Genomic DNA, 2193 nt, shown 5'->3' with positions numbered 1-2193 from the left:
CCCGGCACGGCTTCGAGCACACCTCGCTCCAGCAGCTCGCCGACGCGGTCGGCTACACGAAGGCCGGGCTCCTGCACCACTACCCGAGCAAGAAGGCCCTCTACCGGGCGGTGCTGGAGCGCGGGAACGCCGAGACGCGCGCCCTGCTGGCGCGGGTTGACCACCTGCCGCCGGGGGAGGAGCGCGACCGCGCCGCCATCGTCGGCTCGGTCCAGTTCACGATCGACTGGCCCGGCCTGTCCATGCTCTCGATCAGCGCGGGCATGGACAGCGGCCCGGTGGACCAGGAGGAGTTCGTCGAGATGGGCCGGGCCATGCTGGCGATCTTCTGCGTGGACCCGGAGGACTACGACGTGACCCGGTTCATCCGGCTCGGCGTGGCGACCGCGGGCCTGATGTCGATCACCCTGGCCGCGGTGCAGCTCGGTGCCCAGGAGCAGTGGCGCGACCGGATCGTCGCCACGGCCATGGCGGCGCTGGGGCACGGCGAGGGCTGAACCCCCGCCGCCACCCGCCGCGTCACCCCCGCGGCAGCCACCCCGCCACGAGGTCCCGGTCCGCCACCGCGTCCAGCACCCGCTCCCGCTCCGGTCCGGTCAGCTCCAGCCCGCCGAGCAGCCGCCCCCACTCCGGCACCCGCTCCCGCGTGCCCGCGCCCTCCGCGAGGTCGATCAGCATCCCCAGCGCCACCGCCCGCTCCACGGCGGGCGCCCCGTCGCCGTGCCGCTTCAGCCCCGAGTTCAGCGCCCGGAACGCGGCCTTCGGGTCCTGCTTGAACTCGCTCAGCACCCGCGCGTTGTCGAGCACCTTCGCCAGCCCCGCCAACGAGGACGACCCGCCGTACTCCACCTCGGGCTCGTCGCGCTGGATGAAGACCAGCGAGTTCCCCGACGGGTCCACGACGGTGAACCGCGACGCGCCCCGCCGGTACCGCGTGATCCTCGGCACCCCCGTCGACGGCGCCTTCCCGCGCGCCGCGCGCAGCGCCGCGGTGAACGCCGCGTGGTACGGGGCCACCGCGTCCACCATCACCAGGCAACCGCCGGCGTTCTCCTTCGCGGGGTCCACGACTTCCGGCGCCTTCGCGTAGTGCAGCGCTATCCCGCTCCAGGTGAACACCAGGTACAGGTAGGGCCGCGTCTGCTCGTAGGCGGTCTCGAACCCCAGCGCGCGCCAGAACGCCAGGGTCTCCTCGGCCGACGTGCAGGGCAGCAGCGGGACGGTCGTCTCGTTCGGTCGAACGCTCTCCTCGGGCACGGCAGTGCTCCTCACGGGTCTCGCGAAGGGGGACGGAAGCGGAGTCTGGCAAGGGAAAGCCCTCGCACGCACATGGGAATCGATTCAGCTCCCGCTCTTGTGAGGCGCCCTCACGCGGTGGCCGCTCGACCCGGCCGTCGCGCGCGTGCCCGCCCGCCACCGTCCACAAGCGACTCGATGCGCGTGCTCGCGCGACGCGACCCGGAGGCTTCGGTGTGCCGAAGCACGCACCGGGGTGGTGCGTGATCTCGGCCGGGGCGGTGGCGGTCGGGGCAGGGGTGTGAGATTTTGATCTTGTGGTGGTCGTCCCGGCCGTCACGGGCGCGGCGCGGGTCGGTGGACGGTCCCCGCGCGGCGGACTTCGGACGGCGTGGTCGGGGAGTGGAGATGGCGAACATCAAGGGGCTGGGCCTGCTCCTGGGCATGGCTTTCCTGGCCCTGCTGGTCGTTCCCGTGCTGCCGTCCGCCATCGACGACCCCGTCACCACCATCGGCCTCGCCGCTGCGCTGGCCGTCCTGCTGTGCGGCCTGTGGTACCTGGTGGTCCGCGCGCAGCTGTGGCTGGCCGACTTCCTGGACAGCAGGCGCCGGACCCCGCGCAAGCGCGCGCCGCGCGAGGTCGACGACATGACCGCCGCCGCCCAGCGCGGCGCGGCCCCGCGCCGCCGCGGGAAGCCCCGCGCGAAGACCGCCGTGAAGCCCAAGCCCGCCACCAGGTCCCGCACGGCCGCGAAGTCCACCACCAAGCGCAAGCCGTCCCCGCCGAAGCGGTCGACCAGGGCCCGCTAGGAGCCGGGCAACTCCGGGAACACGAGATCCGGCTCGCCGTCGGGCGTGATCTCCAGCAGCGGCACCACCTTCCCGGTCGCGCTCCCGTCCTCGCCGTAGGACAGCAGCCCGCTGACGCCGGCGAAACCGTCGTCGTTCCGGAGGGCG

Annotated in this window: 3 protein-coding genes; 2 read left to right on the top strand and 1 reads right to left on the bottom strand. The window is 73.5% G+C overall.

What is annotated here, in order from left to right; translation table 11 throughout:
- The coding region (locus ACTUAL_RS11965; RefSeq protein WP_440900289.1) for a TetR/AcrR family transcriptional regulator at window positions 1–497 on the top strand (497 nt) is incomplete at its 5' end.
- Between the two features lie 22 nt (window positions 498–519).
- On the opposite strand, the gene ACTUAL_RS11960 is transcribed toward ACTUAL_RS11965, so the two are convergent.
- Complete coding sequence (locus ACTUAL_RS11960) at window positions 520–1257, bottom strand: glyoxalase (RefSeq protein WP_440900288.1); 738 nt, start codon at window positions 1255–1257, stop codon at window positions 520–522.
- Window positions 1258–1644: 387 nt separating this feature from the next.
- Between ACTUAL_RS11960 and ACTUAL_RS11955 the strand changes: the two genes are divergently transcribed.
- Window positions 1645–2046, top strand: a complete 402-nt coding sequence (locus tag ACTUAL_RS11955; RefSeq protein WP_440900287.1) for a hypothetical protein — start codon at window positions 1645–1647, stop codon at window positions 2044–2046.
- The last annotated feature ends 147 nt before the right edge of the window (window positions 2047–2193 follow it).

The sequence above is a fragment of the Actinosynnema sp. genome (genome assembly GCF_052038725.1).
The sequence above is the reverse complement of the archived record's forward strand: the minus strand, read 5'-3'. Positions and strand labels throughout refer to the sequence as shown.

What these genes read in the sequence shown, in the direction of transcription:
- ACTUAL_RS11955 (WP_440900287.1), top strand. Translation starts at nt 1,645, where the DNA reads ATGGCGAACATCAAGGGGCTGGGCCTGCTCCTGGGCATGGCTTTCCTG.